The sequence below is a fragment of the Comamonas sp. Y33R10-2 genome, from assembly GCF_019355935.1.
Classification (GTDB): domain Bacteria; phylum Pseudomonadota; class Gammaproteobacteria; order Burkholderiales; family Burkholderiaceae_C; genus Comamonas.
Map to the genome: position 1 here is coordinate 368757 of NZ_CP079925.1, position 22809 is coordinate 391565.

A 22809-nucleotide genomic window follows, 5' to 3' on the forward strand; every position below is an offset into this window, starting at 1 on the left:
GGCAATGCCTATTTGGATAGATACCCACTGCCACCTAGATGCTGCGGAGTTCGCGCTTGACCGTGATGCTGTACGCGCCGCCGCTTTTGCTGCGGGCGTGACCCACCTAGTCATTCCTGCAGTGCAGCGCAGCCATTGGCAGGACGTCATTGATTTGGCGCACCGCCATGGCGACAGCTATGCGTTGGGCATACATCCGCTGTTTACACCGGGCGCAGATGAGTCAGATATTGCGCTGATTCGCGAGTTGCTAGCGCAGCAGCGCGATGACCCGCACTTGGTTGCCGTGGGTGAAATAGGTTTGGACTTTTTTGTTCCGGGTTTGGATGCGGAACGTCAAATCTGGTTTTATGAGCAACAAGTCAAGCTGGCGCGCGAGTTTGCGCTGCCCGTCATCTTGCATGTGCGCAAAAGCAGCGACCGTTTGCTCAAAACATTGCGTCAATACAAGGTAGTGGGCGGTATTGCTCATGCCTTTAATGGCAGCACTCAGCAGGCGCAGGCTTTTATCGACTTGGATTTCAAACTAGGTTTTGGCGGTGCAGTGACTTATGACAGAGCGCTCAAGTTGCGCGAGATGGCTGCCAGCCTGCCCTTGGACGCCTTGGTGATGGAAACCGACGCGCCCGACATCCCCCCGCATTGGCTCTACACCACGGCAGAGCAACGCGCAGCCGGTCAGCCGCAGGGCCGTAACAGCTCTGTCGAGCTGCCGCGCATTGCGCAAGAAGTTGCGCAATTGCGCGGCATTAGCCTTGACGAGCTGGCGCAGGCCACTATGCAAAATGCACGCGCAGCACTCAGAGGTCTACCTGCCTTTACTCTAAATAATTAGTAAAACAGTCTCAAGTCCTTATCAGTAATGGACTAGCAGCTCCTTATTTTGAATAGCTGTGTGCAGCGCAGGCTGATGCGTAGCTGGGCGACAATAAGCCATGACTGAGGATTTATCTGCCCCCCAGACCGTCACGCGTTGGCAGGGCTTGGCTGCAGTGGCTGATGCACGTACGCGTGCTTTGGTTTTGGGAAGCTTTCCCGGTGTGAAATCGCTGCTGCAAACGCAGTACTACGCCCACCCACAAAATCAGCTTTGGCCGCTGCTGCAGGCCTTGTGGCCGCAGCACCCGCAGCCGCCGCGTGATGACTATGCGGGCCGCTGTGAATGGCTGCTGGCACGCGGGCTGGGCTTGTGGGACGTGTACGCCAGTTGTGAGCGCGAAGGCAGTTTAGACAGCGCAATTCGCGCCGCTCAAGTCAACGACTTTGCCGGGCTGCGCAAGCGCTGCCCTGATTTGCGACTGGCTTTGCACAACGGCGCAGAGAGCTACAAGCACGCCCGCCAAACCGAAGCGTTGGGGCTGACGGCAATCAAGCTGCCATCGACCAGCCCGGCGCACGCCAGCTGGTCATTTGATAAAAAATTGCAGGCTTGGCGGGACGCGTTGGCGGCCCACGGCCTTCTTTGAAGATTGGTAAGAAACGTGATTCGTAAAACCCGTGGCGGCGCCAAGCCCGCACAAGATAAAAATGCTGCCAGCGTGCCCGAGCTGCCTGAAGTCAGCGTCTCTGATGATGGTGATGTGCGCTATTTGCACCTAGGAACGCCTTGGGTGCAGGGCTCTATGCGCATTCGCGATCCGTTTGATATCGATCTGGAATATGTGCAGCGCATGATGGGTTGGTTGCTGTTTGCGCAGCCCGCTGAAGTGCCCAAGCTGCACGCCATGCAGCTTGGCCTTGGTGCTGCGGCCATTACCAAGTTTTGCCACAAAAAGCTGCGCATGAAGACCACGGCGGTTGAGTTGAACCCGCAGGTGCTGGCCGTGTGCCGCAGCTGGTTCAAGCTGCCGCCCGATAGCAGCACGCTCAAAGTCGTGCTGGCTGATGCGGCGCTTGAGATTCAAAAGACCGAATGGCATGGCACGGTGGATGCGCTGGCGGTGGACTTATACGATCACGAAGCGGCTGCACCCGTGCTCGATAGCGCCGAGTTCTATGCCGATTGCCGTAAGCTCTTGACTGAAGACGGTATCATGACCGTCAACTTGTTTGGCCGCTCATCTAGCTTTGATAAAAGCTTGGATCAAATGGCGCAGGCTTTTGGTGAAGATGCGCTTTGGGCCTTTCGCCCCACCCGCGAGGGCAATACCGTGGTGCTGGCCCAGCGCACACCGCGTGTGCTGCAAGGCGAGGAGCTGGATGCTGCCTGCGATCAGGTTCAGGCCCGTTGGGACTTAAACACCACGCGCTGGGCCAAGATGTTTGTTCCCGCACGCGAGGCCGAAGCCGGCACTAAAACGGCCAAGGCCAAGACCACCCGCATCAGTCGAGCCAAGGCAGAGTAGTCGCCAAGTCAAGCCAAGGCGAGGTACAAATCCGCAGGCAATACAAAAGTACGACAAAGCGAAGCCGCGATGTATCCATGGGTTGTTTTAAGCGGCAACTAAGGACGGTTACAGTGAAGGCAGTTTTATTGCTGCTGCTGCCATGTCACTGACTGAATCCATTTTTCCCCAGCCCATCAAGCCTGCCCAGTACGAAGGCCCGCTGGACTGGCGCATGCTGGTGCGCTGGCTGCAAGATGATGGCGTCATCACCGCTAAAGAGGCAGAGCGCACGGTTGCGCGCTGCTCTGCGGCTGAAAGTGCACAGCTGCCGCTGGTGCGGCTGGCCAATGTAGGTGTGGTCAGCGCTAAAACGCTCAAACCCCTAGACCTTGAAACCCTGACCCAGTACTTGGCCCAGCGCAGCGGTTTGGCCTATTTGCGGATTGATCCACTGCGGGTCGATGTGGGGCGCGTGGGCGAGGCCATGAGCGCCAGCTATGCAGAGCGCCACAAGGTGCTACCCGTGCAGGTGACGGCCAAAGAGGTGGTGATTGCCACGGCCGAGCCTTTTATTACCGACTGGGTGGGCGAGGTGGAGCGTCAGGCCCGTCGCAGCGTGCGCTGCGTGGTGGCCAATCCTTTAGAGATCAAACGCTATACGGCCGAGTTTTTTGCACTGGCCAAGTCTGTGCGCGCCGCTGAAAAATCAGGCGGAGCGAGTGGCGGCGCCAGCTTTGAGCAGTTGGTTGAGCTGGGCAAGGTCAACAAGCAGCTGGATGCGAATGACCAAGGCGTAGTTAAAGTGGTCGATTGGCTGTGGCAATACGCTTTTGACCAGCGTGCCAGCGATATCCATTTGGAGCCGCGCCGCGAGCAGGGCGTGATTCGCTTTCGTATCGATGGGGTGCTGCACCCCGTCTATCAAATGCCGATGGGCGTGCTCAACGCCATGGTGGCTCGCATTAAGTTGCTCGGCCGCATGGATGTGGTGGAAAAGCGCCGCCCGCTAGATGGCCGTATCAAGACCCGCAACCCGCGGGGCGAAGAAGTGGAGATGCGTCTTTCCACGCTGCCCACGGCATTTGGTGAAAAGATGGTCATGCGTATTTTTGACCCTGAGAACACCGTTAAAAACCTCGATGCGCTGGGCTTTAGTGCGCATGATGCGCAGCGTTGGGAAGATTTGGTCAAGCGACCCCACGGCATTATTTTGGTGACCGGGCCTACGGGCTCGGGCAAGACCACCACGCTGTATTCCACGCTCAAACGCGTGGCGACGGAAGAGGTCAACGTCAGCACGGTGGAAGACCCCATCGAAATGATTGAGCCCAGCTTCAATCAGACACAGGTTCAGCCCCAGCTCGACTTCACCTTTACCGAAGGCCTGCGTGCGCTGATGCGCCAGGACCCGGACATCATCATGGTGGGCGAAATTCGAGACCTCGCTACGGCTGAGATGGCTGTGCAGGCCGCCCTGACAGGGCATTTAGTCTTCTCCACCCTGCACACCAACGATGCACCCAGCGCGGTGAGCCGCTTGATGGAGTTGGGTGTTCCTTCTTATTTGATCAATGCAACGCTGCTGGGTGTTTTGGCTCAGCGGCTGGTGCGCACACTGTGCTCAAGCTGCAAGGTACGCGACGAAGCAGCTGCTCCGGATGAGTTGGCTGAAATCGTCAAACCCTGGAAGTTGACCGGAAGCTACCAGTCTTACAAGCCAGTGGGCTGCGAGGACTGCCGCATGACGGGTTTTCGTGGCCGTATGGGTTTGTATGAATTATTGGTTGTGAGTGAAGGGCTGAAAAAACAGATTCACGATGCGCCATCAATGGATGCTTTGCGCCGCCAAGCGGTACAAGACGGAATGCGCCCGCTGCGTCTGGCAGGTGCTTTGCGTGTGGCGGACGGCATTACCACCTTGCCCGAGGTGCTGGCCTGCACTCCGCTACTGAGTGAAATGTGATGGGCTGAGGGCCCCTGTCATGTTGACTGCGTTTATCTAGCGCAGATAAAGCAAGCGCAGCTTTTGACGCCTGAATATGGGTCGTGCACCTTATTCGAGTCAGGTGTCAGTCCTAGGGTATGCCCTCTGTAGGTGGAATCCACATCAGTTTTGTATTTTTATGAAACGAGAATCGCCAAGTCGTGATTTCCGTAAGGGGACATTTTTGTGAATATTAAGAGCCAAAAAGACTTTTTCTCCGGTCTGATGTTTTTGGTCATTGGCCTCGCTTTTGCGATTGGCTCGACCAACTACACCATTGGTACCGGCGCTCGCATGGGGCCTGGTTACTTTCCGCTGATTCTGGGTGTGTTGATGTCCATTCTGGGCACTGCCATCTGCATCAGTGGCCTGACCAAAGGCCCTGCCAACGGTGACAAGATCGGTAAGTGGGCTTGGAAGCCTGTGTTCTTCGTGCTGGCTGCCAACTTTGCCTTTGGCATCTTGTTGGTGGGCGTGCCTGTTGTGGGTATCCCTCAGTTCGGTTTGATCATTGCGATTTACGCGCTGGTCTTTATCGCTAGCTTGGCGGGACAGAAGTTCAATCTCAAGGAAACAGCGATCCTTGCAACCATCTTGGCGGCAGGCAGCTATTTCGCTTTTGTGTGGGCACTGAATTTGCAGTTCCCCGTGTGGCCTAGCTTCATCGCTGGTTAATTAGGAGCTTTGTCCATGGATCTGATTAATAACTTGTCGATTGGTTTTGGCGTGGCTTTCACGTTCCAAAATCTGATCTACTGCTTTGTGGGCTGTCTGCTCGGCACCCTCATTGGTGTGCTGCCAGGTATTGGCCCTGTGGCGACCATCGCCATGTTGCTGCCTGCAACCTACGCTTTGCCACCCGTGGCGGCGCTGATCATGCTGGCCGGTATTTACTACGGCGCACAGTACGGTGGCTCCACCACCGCGATTTTGGTGAACTTGCCCGGTGAGTCCTCGTCTGTGGTGACGGTGATTGACGGTTACCAGATGGCCCGAAAAGGCCGGGCGGGGCCTGCGTTGGCAGCAGCCGGTATCGGCTCCTTCTTCGCCGGTTGCGTGGGCACCATCATCTTGGCTGCCTTTGCTCCTCCTTTGACTGAAGTGGCTTTCAAGTTCGGCCCTGCAGAGTACTTCTCGCTGATGACCCTGGGTCTGATCGGCGCTGTGGTGCTGGCTTCTGGCTCGCTGCTCAAGGCGATCGCAATGATCGTGCTGGGTCTGCTGCTGGGTATGGTCGGTACAGACGTGAACTCCGGCGTGGCTCGTTACTCGTTCGACATTCCTGAACTGACCGACGGCATCGACTTTGTCGTGATCGCCATGGGTGTTTTCGGTTATGGCGAAATTATTGCCAACCTGTCCAAGCCCGATGACGAGCGTGAAGTGTTCACCGCTAAGGTGACAGGCCTGATGCCTACGAAGGAAGACTTCAAGCGCATGCTGCCAGCCATGCTGCGCGGTACGGCTCTGGGTTCGGCTCTGGGCATCCTGCCTGGTGGCGGTGCCATGCTGTCGGCTTTTGCTGCCTACACGATTGAAAAGAAGACCAAGCTGCAACCCGGCGAAGTTCCTTTCGGTCAAGGCAATATCCGCGGTGTGTGCGCTCCTGAGTCGGCTAACAATGCCGGTTCGCAGACATCGTTCATTCCTTTGCTGACTCTGGGTATCCCTCCTAACGCTGTGATGGCGCTGATGGTGGGTGCTATGACGATTCACAACATCCAGCCCGGCCCTCAGGTGATGACCAGCAACCCAGAACTGTTCTGGGGCCTGATCGCCTCCATGTGGATTGGTAACCTGATGCTGATCATCTTGAACCTGCCGCTGATTGGCGTCTGGATCAAGCTGCTGACTGTGCCTTACCGCTGGTTGTTCCCATCGATTGTGTTGTTCTGCGCTATCGGCGTGTACGGTACCAACAACAATGCATGGGATGTGTGGATGGTTGGTATCTTCGGTTTCGTGGGCTATGTGTTCCACAAGCTGGGTACAGAACCTGCTCCTTTGCTGCTGGGCTTCATCTTGGGTCCAATGATGGAAGAAAATCTGCGCCGCGCTTTGCTGCTGTCGCGTGGTGACTGGTCTGTGTTTGTGACACGTCCTATCTCAGCTTGCTTGCTGATTGCTGCTGTGATTTTGCTGGTCATCGTTTTGATGCCTTCAGTGAAGAACAAGCGCGAAGAAGCTTTCGTGGAAGACTAAGTCTTACCGGATTGCTGACTAAAGCGTAAAGCGGCCCGAAAGGGCCGCTTTTTTAGTTTGTGACGTTTATTCGGGAAAATACGGATTCGCGCTGCAAAATAGTTGCAGCTACTGGAAAGATTGAATGGCCCTGTCCCTATTGCCCGTGCAGCACCCAGAGCGGGTTTTGCTGCATAACGAAATTCACGCTCGCCCTGCTGAAATCATGCAGGCGCCGCTAGCCATCACGCACATCGTGATGTTGACGGATGCCGCGCAGCGCGAGGCCAGCCGCGAGCATGTGGTGGCTTTGCTGCGCAACCATCACCGCCCGCTGCCCGATGCATCCACCACTCATGTGCTGATTGATTTGGGCTCGTTTCGCCTGCGTTGGGAGCAGCACACCGAGTTTGTGGCTTGGACTTTCACCACAGCCATGACCCAAGCGGCAGTGGCCGATGTGCGTGAGCCTGAAACCGCCATTGATGCGGTGCCGCAAGACTGGGTAGCCGCCTTGCCCGGCCAGTGTCTGAGCAGCTTGCACCTATGGGCTTTGAATGAGAAGGATGTGGATGCCGAGCACTTGCTGCGCCACATGCTGCATGCCGATACCTTGGTAGGCTCGCGCGTGTCGGGGGATGCAGGCTCGATCTACACCGACTTTGCGATTCACCCGGATGGTTTCTCGCGCATGCTGCTGCTGGCGGGAGCCAGTCTTACGCCGCGCCGTTTGGGGCGACTGGTGCAGCGCGTGCTGGAGATTGAAACCTATCGCATGGCTGCGCTGCTGGGCCTGCCTGCAGCGCGCAAGGCCGCAGCAGTGCTGGCCACAGCAGAGCGTGAGTTGGCTGAACTGGCACATGCCATTCGCGCCGCCGATCGCGATGCCGAGCCGGCATTGCTTGACAGGTTGACCCGCTTGGCCGGTCAGGTCGAGAGCGAATATGCCGCCACGCACTCACGCTTTTCGGCAAGCTCGGCTTACTTTGAGCTGGTGGATCGCCGCATTCAGGAAATTCAAGAAACCCGGCTGGAAGGCATGCAAACCATTCGCGAGTTCATGGACAGGCGCTTGTCGCCTGCCCGCGCTACGTGCGAGTGGGCTACGCGCCGTCAAAATGCGCTGTCTGAGCGCGTCTCTCGCGTCAGCAGCTTGCTGCGCACGCGTGTGGAAATTGAGCAGCAACAAAGCAGTCAGCAACTGCTGGGCACCATGAATGATCGCCAAGGCATGCAGCTCAAGCTGCAGTCCACGGTGGAAGGCCTGTCTGTGGCCGCGATTACCTACTACATCACCGGTTTGGTGAGCTATCTTGCCAAGGGCGGGCAGAAGCTGGGCTGGCCTTGGTCGCCAGAGTCCACAGCGGCTGTCGCCATTCCTGTCGTGGCTTTTTGCGTTTGGTGGTCGCTGCGCAGATTGCACCACAAGCTGTTTCATGGACGTCATGCATGAAATGTGGCTAAAGCCATTTAAAGACATACGCTGATAGCTATAAGTTTTGATAAACCCAACGCTGCGCGTTCGGGTGATAACTGTGAAGGAGATGGGTATGGATTTCGGAATTACCGGCCGCTGGGCATTGGTCTGCGGCGCTAGCAAGGGCTTGGGTTTTGGCTGCGCCAAGGCTTTGGCGCAAGAGGGTGTGAACCTGGTCATCAACGGCCGCAATCCTGAAGCATTGCAAAGCGCCGTGCAAAAGCTCCAAGCCATTGCGCCGCAGATCAAGGTGATTGGCGTCGCGGTGGATATCACCACACCCGAAGGTCGCGCTGCGGTGTTTGCCGCTGAGGGTGGCCCGGGTACGAATTACGACATCGTCGTGACCAATGCGGGCGGCCCGCCCACAGGCGACTTCCGCACTTGGGACCGCGAAGCGTGGATTAAGGCGGTGGACGCCAATATGCTGACCCCCATTGAGCTGATCAAGGCCACGGTGGATGGCATGGCTGCGCGCGGCTTTGGTCGCATCGTCAACATCACCTCTAGCGCGGTGAAGGCGCCCATCGACATTCTGGGCTTGTCCAACGGCGCACGCAGCGGCCTGACGGGCTTTGTCGCAGGTCTGGCCCGCTCGGAAATTGCCGCCAAGGGCGTGACCATTAACAACATCTTGCCCGGCAAGTTTGATACCGATCGCTTGGGTGCGACGCATCAAGCTGCGGCGGCAAAGACGGGCAAGGCCTTGGACGATGTACGTCAGGCGCAGGCTGCGCAAATTCCTGCCAAGCGTTTTGGAACGCCTGAAGAGTTTGGTGCCATTTGCGCCTTCCTGTGCAGCCGCCAAGCAGGCTATATGACTGGCCAAAATATCTTGCCAGATGGTGGTCTGTATCCCGGTACTTACTGATCGTTAACGGATCTTGTCAAAAAGCCTCGCACTGCGAGGCTTTTTTGTGGGTACGCTGCTTGTCAGCGTTAGCGGCGCGATGAGACAACGATGCCCGCCACAATCAGCGCAAAGGCGACGCCATGATAGATATGCGGCGACTCGCCCAGTACGGCAACGGAGAGTAGTGCAGTAAAGATGGGGATGAGGTTGCCAAAGAAGCCGGCAATAGCGGGGGTGGAGCGCTGCACGCCCAAGCCCCAAAAGCGGTAGGCCAAAATGGCGGGGCCAATGGCAATAAACAGCAAGGTGGCGAGCAGCGGCCAGCCCATTACAAAGCGAAAACCGCCCAGCGCGGCCTCTCCACCCATGAACAGTCCAGACCAGAGCAGGCCAAACACCATTTGTGCCATCAAAAAGCTGGCCCAGTGTGATTTCACCTCTTGCGGCCCTGTGCTGCGCGACAGCAGCCAGGTGTAGAAAGCCCAAGCAATAGTGGCCAGCACCATGAACAAGTCGCCGGCGACAAAGTGAAGATTCAGCAGCGTTTGCAAATCGCCACGGGACAGAACGACCACCACCCCCAAAACAGATAGCACAGCACCGGCTATTTGCTTGCGGTTGACAGGAATTCCCCAGCATAGGCTGCCAATGGCCAGCATCCACACCGGCATGCTAGAACCTACCAAGGTCACGTTAAGCGGCGTAGAGGTTTTGAGTGCCAAGTACAGCAAGGCGTTGTAGCAGCCAATGCCCAGCAGACCCAGCAACATGAACTGACGCCACATTGGCCAGATGGGGCTGTCTTTGCGCAGCACATGCCAAGCCAGCGGCAGCAATAAAACAAAAGCGATGCCCCAGCGAAAGAAGTTCAGCGCAAATGGCGAGATCAAGTCTTGGGCCAGGCGGCCCACAATCGCATTACCGGCCCATAACGCCGGAGCGAGGCTGAGCATGGCTGCAGTGGACGGTTTAAGGGGAGCATTCATGGGGTGTCACTGTAACGCTGCAGCCGTGGGCATTGGCGCAGATAGCGGGTTTGCCGGTGCGTAAATATCAGTCATCAATAGTGATGCAAGACATAGCGCTTTGCGAAAGCTCACGACAATGCTTTGCATGGAGAGTTGGCAATGAAGCAAGAAACATCGAACTGGCTGCAAGCGCAGCGTAAGCAGGCTCATCAACTGCCGCTGAGACCAAGGCATGGCCTGTATGTAGAGGGCGAGTTGATTGGCAGCATAGAGGATTCATTTGCCAAGCAACTCAATATCGAAGCGCTCAATCAACATGGTTTGAGCCTACAGTGGCGCAGTGGTACTTGGGTGTTAGGGGGAGCAGCTGATCTGACACTCAGACTCAATCAACTCGCTCAGCTCATGCGCAACAAAGGGCTCTCTGGTGCTTGGCGCGATGAGCAACTACTCGTTTGCAATGCGGCTGCAAAGCAGGTTGCGACCATTGAGCGCGGCGCCGTGCGGCCTCTGGGGATTGCGACGCGGGCGGTTCACTTAGTGGGAGTGTGCGATAACGGCGCGATCTGGGTGCAGCAGCGCTCAGAAGACAAGGCCAACAACCCCGGCATGTGGGACACCTTGATGGGCGGCATGGTCTCAGCCCAAGACAGCCTGCCCGAGGCGCTAGCGCGTGAAACTTGGGAAGAAGCGGGCCTGCATGTGACTGAGTTAGCGCAGGTCACACATGGCGGCTATGTTGAATTTTCCAGGCCCAGCGATGAGGCCGAAGGCCAAGGCTATATGGTGGAGCGCATCGACTGGTTCTCGGCACTGGTACCCGAGGCACTGACGCCCGTGAATCAAGATGGCGAAGTGCAGCGTTTTGAGCGACTTGCACCCGCCGTTGTTGAAGACTGGCTGGTGCAGGGGCGTTTCACGCCAGAGGCTGCGCTGGTGCTGGCGGACTATATGGGCTGGTAGTTTCAGCCGCAGCGGCAGCCACCGCCGAAGCCATAGCAGCGGCCACAGGAGCAGACACAAACAAAGTTTTGTGATTTCCGCCGAAGGGATAAATCGGCACAATGTTTTGATGCCTGAGCCCACTTATATCTCTTCAGCGTCTGCCAGTCGCATCACGCTCGTTTCTGTTTCAGGCTTGCCCGATGCAAAAGCCGCTGGCTGGGCGCTGGCCCTGAGTCAGGCGCAAATGCCCGGCTGCAGAGCATTGTTGTGTAGTCCTGTCAGGCCTGCAGACCTGACGGCTTCCGTGGAGCATTTGGAGATTGCGCCGCTGGACTATCAGGGCTACAGCTGGTTTGTCTTGTTCATGCTTTGGCGCGTGGTGCATACCGAGTTCGCCCTGCTGGTGCAAGACGATGGCTGGGTGCTGGATGGCAGTTTGTGGCAGGACGCGTTTTTGGGCTATGACTACATTGGTGCGCCGGTTCATCTGGCCCGGGTCAGCAGTCCTGAAGGGCATTACTGGAGCCGCGGCTTTGTCTGGGCGGAGGGTTTGCCTGAAGGGCATCAAGCCGTGCCAGTGCTCAATGGCGGCTTCAGTTTGCGAAGCCGCAGGCTGATGCGCGTTTTTGCAGACCATCCTCAATTACAGGTGATGGTCTGCGCGCCCGATCAGGTGGTGGAGAGTCCTCTGAACTTCGGGTGGAGCGGCGATATCCTGAACGAGGATGTGCAACTCACCGGTGTTTTACGCTCGCAACTGGAGGCTCTGGGCTTGCAGTTTTCGCCCATGGAAGTGGCCAGCCGTTTTGCCATTGAATATGCGGGCCCTCAGCACCGGGGTATGAACGCTTTGGCCATCTTTGGGCATCACGGCAGAACCCGCAAGCTCGCGGCGCTTCATCCTTTGACCGTACGCTACCCTATCTCGCGAGTCGAGGCTCAGCGCATTTTTGGGGAAGCGGAGTTGGCCCAAATGCTGGAGCAACGCGGCTATCGCGTCGAGTATGCAGATTCCCCTGCAAGGCGACGTGTGTATGACTGTTTTACCTATAACGGCGAGTTTGAGATATTGCAAATTCGGCTGCATGAACTGCGCGAGGTGGTTGATGTCTTTGTGATTGTGGAAGCCACACGCACATTTGCGGGCGATGCAAAGTTGTTGACGCTGGACTTGGCTGCACCGGAGCTGGCGGAGTTAGCGGACCGTATTCGTTATGTGGTGGTGGATGACATGCCGGATGATCCGCCGGGTATTCAAGCTAAAGACATTAAGTGCGATTGGCTCAATGACCCGCCCAAAACCGGTTTTTGGCGCAGAGAAAAATATCAGCGTAATCAGATCATGCGTGGCATTGGTGATGCCCATCCCGATGACCTGATTCTGATCTCTGATGCCGACGAAATACCGCGTGCCGATGCTGTGCGCTATATGTTGCAGCAGCCCCAAAATCAGGTGTTTGGCCTTTTGCTGTGGCTTTATTACTTCTATGCCAACTATCGAAACGTGGAAGGCGCAGAGTCCCGCATGGTGTGGAGTGTGGCGGCACCACGGCATTGGTTTACGCAGGCAACACCTGATCAGTTGCGGCTAGGTGTTCGCGCGGGTCAGGTGCCCGCGATGCGCTTGCAGGACGCGGGCTGGCATTTGTCCTATCTGGGCATGAGCGAAGCCCGGATACGTCAAAAAATTGCAGGTTTCGCGCATCAGGAATACAACGATGCGGAGTTTCTGAGTCGTATTGATTTGAAGAGCATGGTGACCAGTGGACAAGATTTATATGATCGGGAAGGCTATGTCTGGGCTCTGGTGGCCGCTGATGAGGCACCGGCTCGACTCAGTGAGTCTCCTGCTTTGAGCAGTTTGTTTTTTGTGCCGTAGCGCTTAAAGAAAGCGGTGTATGCCACAAGGTTGCTAATCAGTGGTTTTTTGCACGTAAAGCTGATACATCGGGGTTTGCAAAATCTCCAGTTTGTTGATGTACAGATTGACGAAGGCATCGATGGCGGGTTTGGGGCAGTGCAAAAGGTCCTTTTTTCCATCCAGTTGTTCTGCCCAAAGATAGTCATCGAAGGCAAGAACGCCGCCAACCCTTAACAAGCGAAATGCCAGTACTGCGTCGCAGAGAACGTCTGGTGCCTGGTGTGATCCATCGACATAGATGAAATCGAAATAACCCTTGCCATGATGCGTGAGAAGGGCGGAAAGCGCCATGTCTGAGAAATTTCTATGTATGAAGACCTGCGTTCGTGCTTTAGTGACCTCTATCGCCTTACGAACATTATTCTGAAATCGCTGGTAAACGATATCCATATCCATTCCTGCGCTTTGGTGCTCAATACCGCCTTCCCAAGTATCTACGCAGTGAATTTCGCTGGTGGAGAACGTACTACTGTTTTCAATCAAGAAGCAGATGCCGGCGCCTTCATATGAGCCGATTTCCAATACTTTTTGAGGCTGCAACTGTCCCAGTAGTGGAGGCCATACTTGTCTGGAATAGGTGTCAAACCAGTTGTTGGTGAACTGATAAGTCGTCTCTGACATGCGGATTCTTCAAATCTGATTAGGAGCGCATATCGTATCTGTCGCTGCTTGGGTAGTTAGCGCGTATTTTCCTGCACCACAGGTTTTAGTCTGTTCGGAGCCAGCGCCCCGGCCTGCTCGAGAATCGGATAAGCCACCGAGCACAGCAAGGAGTTGATGCGCTTTAAGTCGCTGATCATGTCAATGTGCAGCGAGCTGGTCTCTATGCTAGTGACAGTGTGCTGCGACAGGCGCTCCAAATGGGTGGCGGAGTAGGCCAGCTCCAGATCTCGAAAGCGTGCTTTTTCTTCCAGCAGCTTTTGCGCTTCACGCACATTGCCGTTGAGGAAGACGCTCATGGCCAAGCTCAAGTTGTCCAGCAGGTGCTGGGTCAACTCGTGAATTTCCTGCATGCCAGCTTGAGAGAACTTGAGACCCTTCTTGATTTTTTTGTCTTCTAACTCAAGCAAAACGCGTTCAATGATGTCGCCAATTTGCTCCATGTTGATGGTGAAACTGATGATTTCCGTCCAGCGCTGACCTTCGCGTTCATCGAGCTCGGAGCGGGAAATCTTGGTCATGTAGTACTTGATGGCGGAGTACAAACTATCCACCGTGCTTTCAAGATTGCGCACTTCTTTGGATAGTTTGAGGTCGTCCGTTTCGGCCACTTTTTGCAGACCGATCAGCATGGATTCGATGACGTCAGCCTGATGCAGCGACTCACGCACAGCGCAAGAAATAGCCAGAGATGGCGTAGAGATGGCTGAGGGATCAAGGTGACGGGGTCGTAGCAGCGTGGAAGTGCTTGTGTCTTCTGGCTTGGGCAGGATGGTGGTGACCCAGCTGGCGACGATTTGTGTCAAGCCAATAAAACACAGGCTGTTGAAGATGTTGAAAGCCAAGTGAAACATCACCACGTTTTGGCCGCTGTTGGGAAGGTAGACCTGTACGTATTGCGTCCACAAACCGATGAAGGGCGCAACGATGGCAACGCCCATGATTTTGAACAGCAGGTTGCCGATGGTGACTTGACGCTCTTCCACCGCAGACTTGGCGGTGGTGAGTACCGCGACCAAGCCGCTACCTATATTGGCACCCAAAGTGAGGCCCAAAGCCACGTCCAGCGGGATAGCGCCCGAGCTTGCCATGGCGGCGATCAGCAGCACCACGGCCAGACTGGAGTAAGCCACTACAGCCAGCACAGCGCCCAGCAGCAACTCCATGAATAAATCGCTGCTGACCGATGCCAGCAAGGTACGCACAACAGGCGCTTGCAGCAGTGGCTCTGTGGACTCGACCACCAGACGCAGGGCCAGCAGCATGAGGCCCAAGCCAATCATGACGTGGCCAATACGGCCGGGCTTGGAGCCCTTGCGTGAGGTGTAGAGCACTACGCCAGCAAAAATAAACAGGGGCGACAGCCACGACAAATCGGTGGAGAACAAAACAGCCATCATGGCCGTGCCCACATCCGCGCCCCGCATCACAGCCAGTGCCGAGGGCAAGGTAATCAGGCCCTGCCCCACGAAGGACGAGGTCATCAGCGACGTGGCGGTGCTGGACTGAACCAAGGCCGTGACGCCCATGCCTGAGAGCGCGGCCGAAAAACGGTTGCGCATGCTGCGTGCCAGCACGTTGCGCAGGTTTGCGCCAAAGACTTGCAAAACGCCGGTGCGAACCAACTGCGAGCCCCAGATGAGCAGGGCGATGGCCGCTAAAAGATTGAGTAAATGCGTCATGTACGAGGAGGAATCTACAGACTAATATACCCCTGAGTGGGGAGCATCTGCGGAGCTAGCGCTCTCTTTGCTCACAAATATCAACCGCGACGGGCGGCAGCGATAAAAAGGTGATTCATGATTCCTGGTGCAGGGGGCGCAGCCGCGGCAGGCGTCCTGTTGATTTTTCTGGCCATCTTGCTGGGTGTCGGATTGCTGGCTTGGTGGGCATGGCGGTTGTGGAATGCGCGCAGGGGCACGCCACGCCCGCCGCTTCATGTATGGCAGTGGATTGCAGCCATACTCATGTCTGTGTTGCCCATCTTCACTGCGTTAATGTGGGTGGAGTGGATGATTGGAGGCCATCTACGCGAACGCCAGCAGGTGCAGCAGGATAGGCTGCAGTTTTTCACTCTGCCGCAGGCTGTGAGTTGGGGCGACGTTGTGTTGCCTGCTGGCAGTCATGTACAGCGTGAGTTGCTTGACAAGCTGAAGCCTGCCAAGGGTGATGCATCGGACTTGCAAACCATGACGGATATTCGCTTTATGCAGGCGACTGCGTTGGGCGATATGTCCATTAACGCCATGGGCAGCAACGGCAACTGGTTGCTGCTGGAGTTGGCCCGCCCACACCGTTTCGCGCAAGAGAGTTGCCCTGCCGGATATACGGTGCAGTTCAAGGCTCTCAAAGAGCGTAAGCTACTAGAAGAGGTTCCATTTTCGGTCTACGAAGCGCTGCCGCTGCGTATGGTTGACTGGCAGTTTGATAGCTGCTTTAACGCGCGCGCCATCATGGTGCGGTATTGGAAGGCAAGCGAGCTGGTCTTTGCGCAGCCACCCGATTACGGCCTGGACTAAGACTTGTGAACGCAACCCTTGGTGCGACCTTGCTTTGCCTTGTCATCCACTCGGTAGTGCCTGTGGCTTTGCGTCTCATCTCAACCGTCAGTCTTCGATAAGTCTTCAATTGACTGGGCCATGTTGGTGGTCCTCAAAGAAAAAACCGCTACCAGATCAGGTCAGCGGTTTTCTATTTTGATAGCAGTTAGTGTTTATTTCGCTTGGGCTTTAGCGCGTTTAGCTCTCAAAACCTCATCCAAAATCAACAGCGCAGCACCTAGCGAGATCGCCATATCCGCCACGTTAAAGGCGGGGAAGTGGCTGGTGCCCCAATAGAAGTCCAAAAAGTCCACCACGTAGCCGTGCTGCAGGCGGTCAATCACGTTGCCAATGGCGCCGCCCAGAATGCTGGAAAGTGACAGGCAGAACATTTTCTCGTTGGGATTCTTGCGCAACTGCCAAACGATGAGCACGGTGGCAACCACACCAATACCTACAAAAAACCAGCGCTGCCAGCCACCGCCATCGGCCAAAAAGGAGAAAGCTGCGCCCGTGTTGTGCGCGCGCACGATGTTGAAGAAGCCCGTGATGGGCGTCCAGTCCCCATACTGGTAGTAGGCCAGAATGATCTGTTTGGTGACCTGATCGATGCCGATGATGACCAGCGCCCACAAAAGCCAAGGCCAGATGCGGCCAAAGCCTGCGGAGGGAGTCTGGGTGTTGCTCATGACAGCTCTTTATTGGGTTTTTTGATAGCAGCTAGTGCCTGATTTACAAAGGGTTCAGCAGTATTTAATGCTGAAGTGAGCTATCAGTCGGGACTAATAGCTCACTTTTTAAAGCGCTAGCTGACCGTTAAGCCTTGCTGCGCTCTTCACCCGCACCATGCAGATTGCTGTCGCAACGGCCGCACAGAGTGGGGTGCTCGGGGTTCACGCCCACGTCGTCGCGGTAATGCCAGCAGCGCTCGCACTTGGCGCTTTCGCTGACCTTCACCGTGGTTTGCAGGGCATCACCAGCGACTACGTTAGCAGCGGAAGTGATGAAGACAAACTTCAGGTCATCGGCCAGAGACTGCAGCAGTGCCAAGTCTTCAGGCTGTGCAGACAACGTGATTTCGGCTTGCAGGGATGAGCCCAGCTTGCCGTCGGCGCGCACGTTCTCGATGTCCTTGTTGACCGCGTTGCGGATCTCGCACAGACGCGTCCACTTAGCCAGCAGAGCCTTGTCGCCTTCGGGCAAGTCGGTGAACTTTTCCAAGAAGATGGTGTCGCCGTTGCCAAAAATCTTCCACGCTTCTTCGGCTGTGAAGGACAGGAATGGTGCCATCCAGCGCAGCAGCGCGTGGGTGATCTGGTGCAGCGCGGTCTGGGCCGAGCGACGGGCCAGACTCTTGGGCGCGCTGGTGTAGAGGCGGTCCTTTAAGACGTCCAGATAGAAGCCGCCCAGATCTTCCGAGCAGAACAGCTGAATCTTGGCAACCACGGGGTGGAACTCATAGACTTGATAGTGGGCGATGATTTCTTTTTGCAGTTGCGCAGCGCGGGCCAGTGCGTACTGGTCGATCTCCAGCATGTCGCCATAGGCCACGGCATCGGTGCTCACGTCAAAGTCGCTGACGTTGGCCAGCAAGAAGCGCAGCGTGTTGCGGATGCGGCGGTAGCCGTCCACCACGCGGGCCAAGATCTTGTCGTCGATACCCAGATCGCCAGAGTAATCGGTTGCAGCCACCCACAGACGGATGATTTCAGCGCCCATCTTGCCGCTCACATCTTGCGGAGCCACGGTATTGCCCACGGACTTGGACATCTTCTTGCCCTGACCGTCCACGGTGAAGCCGTGGGTCAGCAGACCCTTGTACGGGGCGCGGCCAAAGATGGCGGATGCCAGCAGCAGCGAAGAGTGGAACCAGCCGCGGTGCTGATCGTGACCTTCCAGGTACAGATCGGCTTCAGGGCCTTGGTCGTGGTGCATATCGGCGTGCGTGCCGCGCATCACGTGCCAGAAGGTCGAGCCTGAGTCGAACCACACTTCCAAAATGTCGGTGCTCTTGGTGTAGCTCTTGGCTTCTTCAGCGCCCAAGATGTCTTCGGTAGTGACGCGGCTCCAAGCCTCGATACCGCCTTGCTCAATCATGGCTGCGGCTTGATCGATGATCTCCATGGTGCGGGGGTGCAGTGCGCCCGTGTCCACATGCAAGAAAAACGGGATGGGCACGCCCCAAGAACGCTGGCGCGAGATGCACCAGTCGGGACGCCCGGCAATCATGGAGCGCAGGCGATCTTGGCCGTTTTGCGGGTAGAAGCTGGTTTGCTCGATGGCTTCCAGCGCGATCTGGCGCAGGGTCTTCTCGGGCTTTTGGGCGGGGTCGGTGAACACGCCTTCACCTTCATCCATGCGGATGAACCACTGCGCAGCTGCGCGGTAGATGACTGGCGTCTTGTGGCGCCAGCAATGGGGGTAGCTGTGCTCCAAGTTGGTGGTGTCCATCAAACGGTTGGCGACTTTGAGCGCGTCCAGAATGACGGGTACGGCCTTCCAGATGTACTGGCCGCCGAACATGGGCAGATCGGCCGCGTACACGCCGTTGCCCTGCACGGGGTTCAGGATGTCCTTGTAATCCATGCCATTGCTGACGCAGGAGTTGAAGTCATCCACGCCGTAGGCGGGGGCCGAGTGCACGATACCGGTACCGTCATCGGCCGTGGCGTATTCGGCCAAGTACACGGGCGAGATTCGATCGAAACCCTTGTCCACATGGGCCAGCGGGTGCTTGAAGGGCATGTGGTCGAGGGCCTTGCCTTGGGCGGTAGCGACCACGGAACCTTCCAGCTTCCAGCGAGCTAGGCATTTTTCAACCAGAGCGGATGCGACGATCAGCAGGCCGCGCTCGGTGTCCACCAAGCTGTATTCCAGATCGGGGTTGACGTTGAGCGCTTGGTTGGCGGGAATAGTCCAAGCCGTGGTCGTCCAGATGACGACAAAGGCTTCTTTATCTAGCTTGGGCAGGCCAAAGGCTGCGGCCAGTTTGGCAGGCTCGGCAGCGGGGAACATCACGTCCAGCGTCTGGCTTTGCTTGTCTTGGTATTCGATCTCGAACTCGGCCAGCGACGAGGCACAGTCAAAGCACCAGTACACGGGCTTCAGACCTCGGTACACAAAACCACGCTCCATCACCTTTTTCAAGGCGCGCAGCTCGGCGGCCTCGTTGGCGTAGTTCATGGTTTTGTAGGGGTTGTCCCAGTCGCCCAGCACGCCCAGACGCTTGAAGTCCACCATTTGCTGGGCGATTTGCTCGGTGGCAAAGGCGCGGCTCTTGGCTTGCATCTCGTCGCGCGGCAGGTTGCGACCGTGCAGCTTTTCGATGGCGTTCTCAATCGGCAGACCGTGGCAGTCCCAGCCCGGCACATAGCGTGCGTCAAAGCCTTCCAATTGGCGGCTTTTGACGATCATGTCTTTCAAGATCTTGTTCACAGCGTGGCCGATGTGGATCTTGCCGTTGGCGTAGGGAGGGCCGTCATGCAAGATGAACATGGGCGCGCCCTTGCGAGCTGCGCGCAGCTTTTGGTAAGTGCCTTGCTCGTCCCATTCCTTGGCCCATGCCGGCTCGCGCTTGGGCAAGTCGCCGCGCATGGGGAAGGGGGTGTCGGGCATGTTCAGCGTGGCGCGATAGACGGACGCTTCGGGCTTGTTGGACTTGGAATCAGACATGGGAAACCTTGAGAGCAATACTGGGCCCGGGCAGTGCTGCCTGGGCGTGAATGATGAGGTGAGCGCCAGATGCGCTGCTGCGCCTTGGCGGGCGAGCAGCGAGCGTCAAATTCGGTCGCGCGTGGTTTGGCGACGAGTTTCTGTGTGTGCAGAAGTATGAGAGGGCGTGTGGGCAGATGCAAAAAACGCGTGCGCGTCATCGCAGTCCTTGGCGATGCCGGCCGTCAGGGCATCGAGACTGTCATACTTCAACTCGTCGTGCAGTTTGTGCAGAAGTTCCACGCGGATGATTTTACCGTAGGCACCTTCTCCACCTAGCTGTGCAGGCCAATCGAAGCAGTGGGTCTCCAGCAGCACCCGGCCGCCGTTGACGTCATTAGGGTCTAGTGAGGGGCGCACACCCAGGTTCGCCACCCCTTGCAACGGTGTGTCACTGAGGCCATGCACCAGCACGGCAAAGATGCCGCTGGCGGCGGGCTTCCAGTGGTCAAAGCGCAGGTTCAGGGTGCGAAAGCCGTCATCGGCCCCGTCTTTTGTTTCTGCCAACTTGCGGCCCAACTTGCGGCCATGCACCACATGGCCTGAGATGCGGTAGGGGTGGCCCAGCAGCTTTGCGGCCTGCTGCATATCTCCAGCAGCCAGCGCTTCGCGCACGGCAGTGCTTGATACGCGCAGGCCGTGCACTTCGTAGCTATTCATGCGGGCTACATCAAAGCCCAGCGCTTGGCCTGCGTTGTCCAGCATGGTGTAGTCGCCAGCGCGTTTGGCACCAAAGCGAAAGTCGTCGCCCACCAGCACGTACTTGGCGCCTAGGCCGGAGATCAGTACATCTTGAATAAAGTCTTCAGGGCTTTGGTTGGCCAGCTTTGCGTTGAAGGGCAAGATGATGACTTGATCTACGCCGCAGACTTCAAGCTGGTCGAGCTTGTCGCGCAGCGTGCCAACGCGGGCTGGAGCCAGCTCGGGCTTGCCCAGCTTTTGCGCAAAATAGTCGCGCGGGTGCGGCTCAAAAGTCATAGCGCAACTAGGTATACCGCGCTGCGCCGCTTCTGCCTTGAGCAGACCAAGCATGGCCTGATGTCCCCGGTGCACGCCATCAAAATTGCCAATAGTCACGGCGCAGGCAGGGGCCAGGCCGGGATGATTGAAACCGCGAAAAATCTTCATGGGCTGCTTTGTTATTTGTAGCAGCTAGCGCCTATGCATGCGGCGCAAGCCGTCTATTTGACATTGTTTCAGAGTATATTGCCTTCATACATGCAGCCAAGAAGGCTGCAAAAGAGCGCCAAGACGCTCTGCCGTTTTCTGTGGTCTTGTTGACTGACTGGAGGCTGGTTGTGAAAGTCTTGAAGCTGACAGCCCAGGGGCTGCCGCAGTCCTGGGTAACGCTGGAGCAAGCGGCGCTGCACTATGCAGCTGAAGATGTGCGCTGGGAAGCCGGTGTCGAAATCGCCTGTTTTCACGGTGGCCACAATGCGGTGACCGGCAAGCAGTCCGTCATTCACATCAACTCCATCATCGGCACCAAGGGCATGCCGAGCATCAACCCGCACGCTCTGCAGCCGGGGCTGACCAATGGCAAGCTGTTTTCACGTGACCATTGTGTTTGCGCCTATTGCGGACGTCACTTCCATGAAAGTGAGTTGACGCGCGAGCATATTCTTCCCGTCAGCGCTGGCGGCCAAAATACGTGGATGAATTTGGTCACCGCTTGCCGCTCTTGCAATCACCGCAAAGGTGCAAGAACCCCAGAGCAAGCACGTATGCCGTTGCTCTACACGCCTTACACCCCCACGTTGTGGGAAGACTTCATTCTGAGAAACCGCCGTATTCTGGCCGACCAGATGGAGTTTCTCGTCGCGCATGTACCGCGTGGATCGCGCTGGCGCAGTTGAGCAAGATAGTGGGAGTTTGCAGTGCAGGCTGAAAGTGATGGCGGCTTGTGATTGAATCGGGGTTTCTACCTGTCTAGGTTTTCATGATCGTCAGAGATCGCCCATCGAGCTTCAGGTTGTTCTGGATTGTCCGGGGCTCGGTTTTACAACGTATCCGGGGTGTGTTGGCCGTCAACATTGTGCTGGCCATCATCGTGACGGTGGCCCATGGCACCTTGTTTCACACCAAAATCCCCATTACGCCGATTCCGTTTACGTTGATCGGTCTGCCTTTGGCGATTTTTCTGGGTTTTCGTAATAACACTGCCTATTCCCGCTACTGGGAAGGGCGCAAGCTCTGGGGCGAGGTCGTCATTTATGCGCGCACCTTGTCGCGTCAATGCCAGAGCTTGATTCAAATCGATGCCCCCATTGACCCACGCCAGCGAGATAGCGATGTGCGCGTGCGAATGGTGCACCGCGCTGCCGCTTTTGCCCATGCTTTGCGCGCTCAGCTGCGTGGTCTGAAAGACGATACCGCCGCCCAGCAATGGCTGACTGATGAAGAGTGGCAGAAGCTCAAGCTATTGCCTTTGAGTCAGCGCACTGAAGCCATTGTGTTGGCCATAGGTCAAGACCTTGGCCAGTGTCTCAAGGACAAGTTGATTGACCCTTGTTTGGTCGTGGCGGTGGATAAGACTCTCAGCGGGATGACATCTGCCGCTGCCTCTTGCGAGCGTATACATAACACGCCGATTCCTTTTTCCTATACCTTGCTGCTGCACCGCACGGCTCACCTGTACTGTTTTTTGCTGCCTTTTGGTTTGGTGGATCTCACAAGCTTTATGACGCCCTTTGTCGTAGGCATCGTGGCCTATACCTTCTATGGTCTGGATGCTTTGGGCGATGAAATCGAGGAGCCCTTTGGCATGGAGAGCAATGATTTGGCTCTGGACGCCATGTGCCGAGGCATCGAAATCAGTGTGAGCCAGTCGCTGGGCGACCCGCAGGTGCCGCTAGCGCTCAAGCCAACAGATTATTTGATGACCTGAAACGGTTCTTAAGCAAAAAATAAAGGCCTGAATAATGAATTCAGGCCTTTATTTTTTTATAGCGCGTTGTCATCGTGTTTACTTGCACCACGGCGGCATCACCTCTTACTCTGCGTTACTTATTTTCTTGCAGGGCTTCAGGTGCTACTTCTGGCGCAGCGCCTTCAGGAGCAGTAATTTTTCGCTCTGCCTTCTCGGCCTTTTTTTTCTTTTTTTCTAACTCGCGTTGACGTTTTTCGAATTGGTAATTTGGCTTTGGCATCTTTAAATTCCTTTTTTATGGTTTACACCGTTAACCATACCCGATGTACTGCTCTCATGTTGTTTGAGGATACAGCTCAAGATTGACCTATTG

At 56.5% G+C, this 22809-nt stretch carries 20 protein-coding genes; 13 read left to right on the top strand and 7 right to left on the bottom strand.

The window, feature by feature from the left end:
- The first annotated feature begins 4 nt into the window (after window positions 1–4).
- From KUF54_RS01575 to KUF54_RS01610, 8 genes are all read left to right on the top strand, one after another.
- Complete coding sequence (locus tag KUF54_RS01575) at window positions 5–835, top strand: TatD family hydrolase (RefSeq protein ID WP_219344633.1); 831 nt, start codon at window positions 5–7, stop codon at window positions 833–835.
- 100 nt (window positions 836–935) lie between these two features.
- Complete coding sequence (locus KUF54_RS01580; RefSeq protein WP_219344635.1) at window positions 936–1466, top strand: DNA-deoxyinosine glycosylase; 531 nt, start codon at window positions 936–938, stop codon at window positions 1464–1466.
- Between the two features lie 15 nt (window positions 1467–1481).
- A complete protein-coding gene (locus tag KUF54_RS01585; RefSeq protein ID WP_219344637.1) occupies window positions 1482–2345 on the top strand; it encodes a spermidine synthase in 864 nt (287 codons plus the stop codon).
- Between the two features lie 142 nt (window positions 2346–2487).
- A complete protein-coding gene (locus tag KUF54_RS01590) occupies window positions 2488–4290 on the top strand; it encodes a GspE/PulE family protein (RefSeq protein ID WP_219344639.1) in 1803 nt (600 codons plus the stop codon).
- 207 nt (window positions 4291–4497) lie between these two features.
- On the top strand, window positions 4498–4986 hold the full coding sequence (locus KUF54_RS01595; RefSeq protein ID WP_219344641.1) for a tripartite tricarboxylate transporter TctB family protein: 489 nt from the start codon (window positions 4498–4500) through the stop codon (window positions 4984–4986).
- A 15-nt stretch (window positions 4987–5001) separates the two neighbouring features.
- A complete protein-coding gene (locus tag KUF54_RS01600) occupies window positions 5002–6513 on the top strand; it encodes a tripartite tricarboxylate transporter permease (protein WP_219344643.1) in 1512 nt (503 codons plus the stop codon).
- 124 nt (window positions 6514–6637) lie between these two features.
- Window positions 6638–7945 (top strand): DUF3422 family protein, encoded by a 1308-nt coding sequence (locus KUF54_RS01605; protein ID WP_219344646.1) that lies wholly within the window; start codon window positions 6638–6640, stop codon window positions 7943–7945.
- 97 nt (window positions 7946–8042) lie between these two features.
- Window positions 8043–8840, top strand: a complete 798-nt coding sequence (locus KUF54_RS01610; protein ID WP_219344648.1) for an SDR family oxidoreductase — start codon at window positions 8043–8045, stop codon at window positions 8838–8840.
- Window positions 8841–8908: 68 nt separating this feature from the next.
- Here the strand turns inward: KUF54_RS01610 and KUF54_RS01615 are convergent, their stop codons facing one another.
- Entirely contained in the window at window positions 8909–9808 is a 900-nt protein-coding gene (locus tag KUF54_RS01615; protein WP_219344650.1) for a DMT family transporter, read from the bottom strand.
- A 141-nt stretch (window positions 9809–9949) separates the two neighbouring features.
- On the opposite strand from KUF54_RS01615, the gene KUF54_RS01620 reads away from it, so the two are divergent.
- The gene (locus KUF54_RS01620; protein ID WP_219344652.1) at window positions 9950–10753 is read left to right on the top strand and encodes an NUDIX domain-containing protein; all 804 of its coding nucleotides are present in this window, start codon (window positions 9950–9952) and stop codon (window positions 10751–10753) included.
- Window positions 10754–10862: 109 nt separating this feature from the next.
- The gene (locus KUF54_RS01625; protein WP_219344654.1) at window positions 10863–12614 is read left to right on the top strand and encodes a DUF5672 family protein; all 1752 of its coding nucleotides are present in this window, start codon (window positions 10863–10865) and stop codon (window positions 12612–12614) included.
- Window positions 12615–12647: 33 nt separating this feature from the next.
- Here KUF54_RS01625 and KUF54_RS01630 read toward each other — a convergent pair whose 3' ends face one another.
- Window positions 12648–13277, bottom strand: coding sequence for a class I SAM-dependent methyltransferase (locus KUF54_RS01630; RefSeq protein WP_219344656.1), 630 nt, complete (start codon window positions 13275–13277; stop codon window positions 12648–12650).
- Window positions 13278–13333: 56 nt separating this feature from the next.
- Window positions 13334–14998, bottom strand: a complete 1665-nt coding sequence (locus KUF54_RS01635) for a Na/Pi cotransporter family protein (RefSeq protein WP_219344658.1) — start codon at window positions 14996–14998, stop codon at window positions 13334–13336.
- Between the two features lie 117 nt (window positions 14999–15115).
- Between KUF54_RS01635 and KUF54_RS01640 the strand changes: the two genes are divergently transcribed.
- Window positions 15116–15835, top strand: coding sequence for a hypothetical protein (locus tag KUF54_RS01640; RefSeq protein WP_219344660.1), 720 nt, complete (start codon window positions 15116–15118; stop codon window positions 15833–15835).
- A 194-nt stretch (window positions 15836–16029) separates the two neighbouring features.
- On the opposite strand, the gene lspA is transcribed toward KUF54_RS01640, so the two are convergent.
- The 3 genes from lspA to KUF54_RS01655 form a co-directional block, all read right to left on the bottom strand.
- Window positions 16030–16545 carry a signal peptidase II gene (gene lspA / locus KUF54_RS01645; protein WP_219344662.1) on the bottom strand — a complete coding sequence of 172 codons (516 nt, stop codon included), beginning with the start codon at window positions 16543–16545 and terminating at the stop codon, window positions 16030–16032.
- Window positions 16546–16672: 127 nt separating this feature from the next.
- Window positions 16673–19528 carry an isoleucine--tRNA ligase gene (gene ileS, locus KUF54_RS01650; protein ID WP_219344664.1) on the bottom strand — a complete coding sequence of 952 codons (2856 nt, stop codon included), beginning with the start codon at window positions 19526–19528 and terminating at the stop codon, window positions 16673–16675.
- Between the two features lie 105 nt (window positions 19529–19633).
- Window positions 19634–20695, bottom strand: a complete 1062-nt coding sequence (locus tag KUF54_RS01655; RefSeq protein WP_219344666.1) for a bifunctional riboflavin kinase/FAD synthetase — start codon at window positions 20693–20695, stop codon at window positions 19634–19636.
- A gap of 170 nt (window positions 20696–20865) precedes the next feature.
- On the opposite strand from KUF54_RS01655, the gene KUF54_RS01660 reads away from it, so the two are divergent.
- Window positions 20866–21423 (top strand): HNH endonuclease, encoded by a 558-nt coding sequence (locus tag KUF54_RS01660; RefSeq protein WP_219344668.1) that lies wholly within the window; start codon window positions 20866–20868, stop codon window positions 21421–21423.
- Window positions 21424–21506: 83 nt separating this feature from the next.
- Window positions 21507–22454, top strand: a complete 948-nt coding sequence (locus tag KUF54_RS01665; RefSeq protein ID WP_219344670.1) for a bestrophin family protein — start codon at window positions 21507–21509, stop codon at window positions 22452–22454.
- Window positions 22455–22569: 115 nt separating this feature from the next.
- Here KUF54_RS01665 and KUF54_RS01670 read toward each other — a convergent pair whose 3' ends face one another.
- The gene (locus tag KUF54_RS01670; RefSeq protein WP_219344672.1) at window positions 22570–22716 is read right to left on the bottom strand and encodes a hypothetical protein; all 147 of its coding nucleotides are present in this window, start codon (window positions 22714–22716) and stop codon (window positions 22570–22572) included.
- Window positions 22717–22809: the final 93 nt, after the last annotated feature.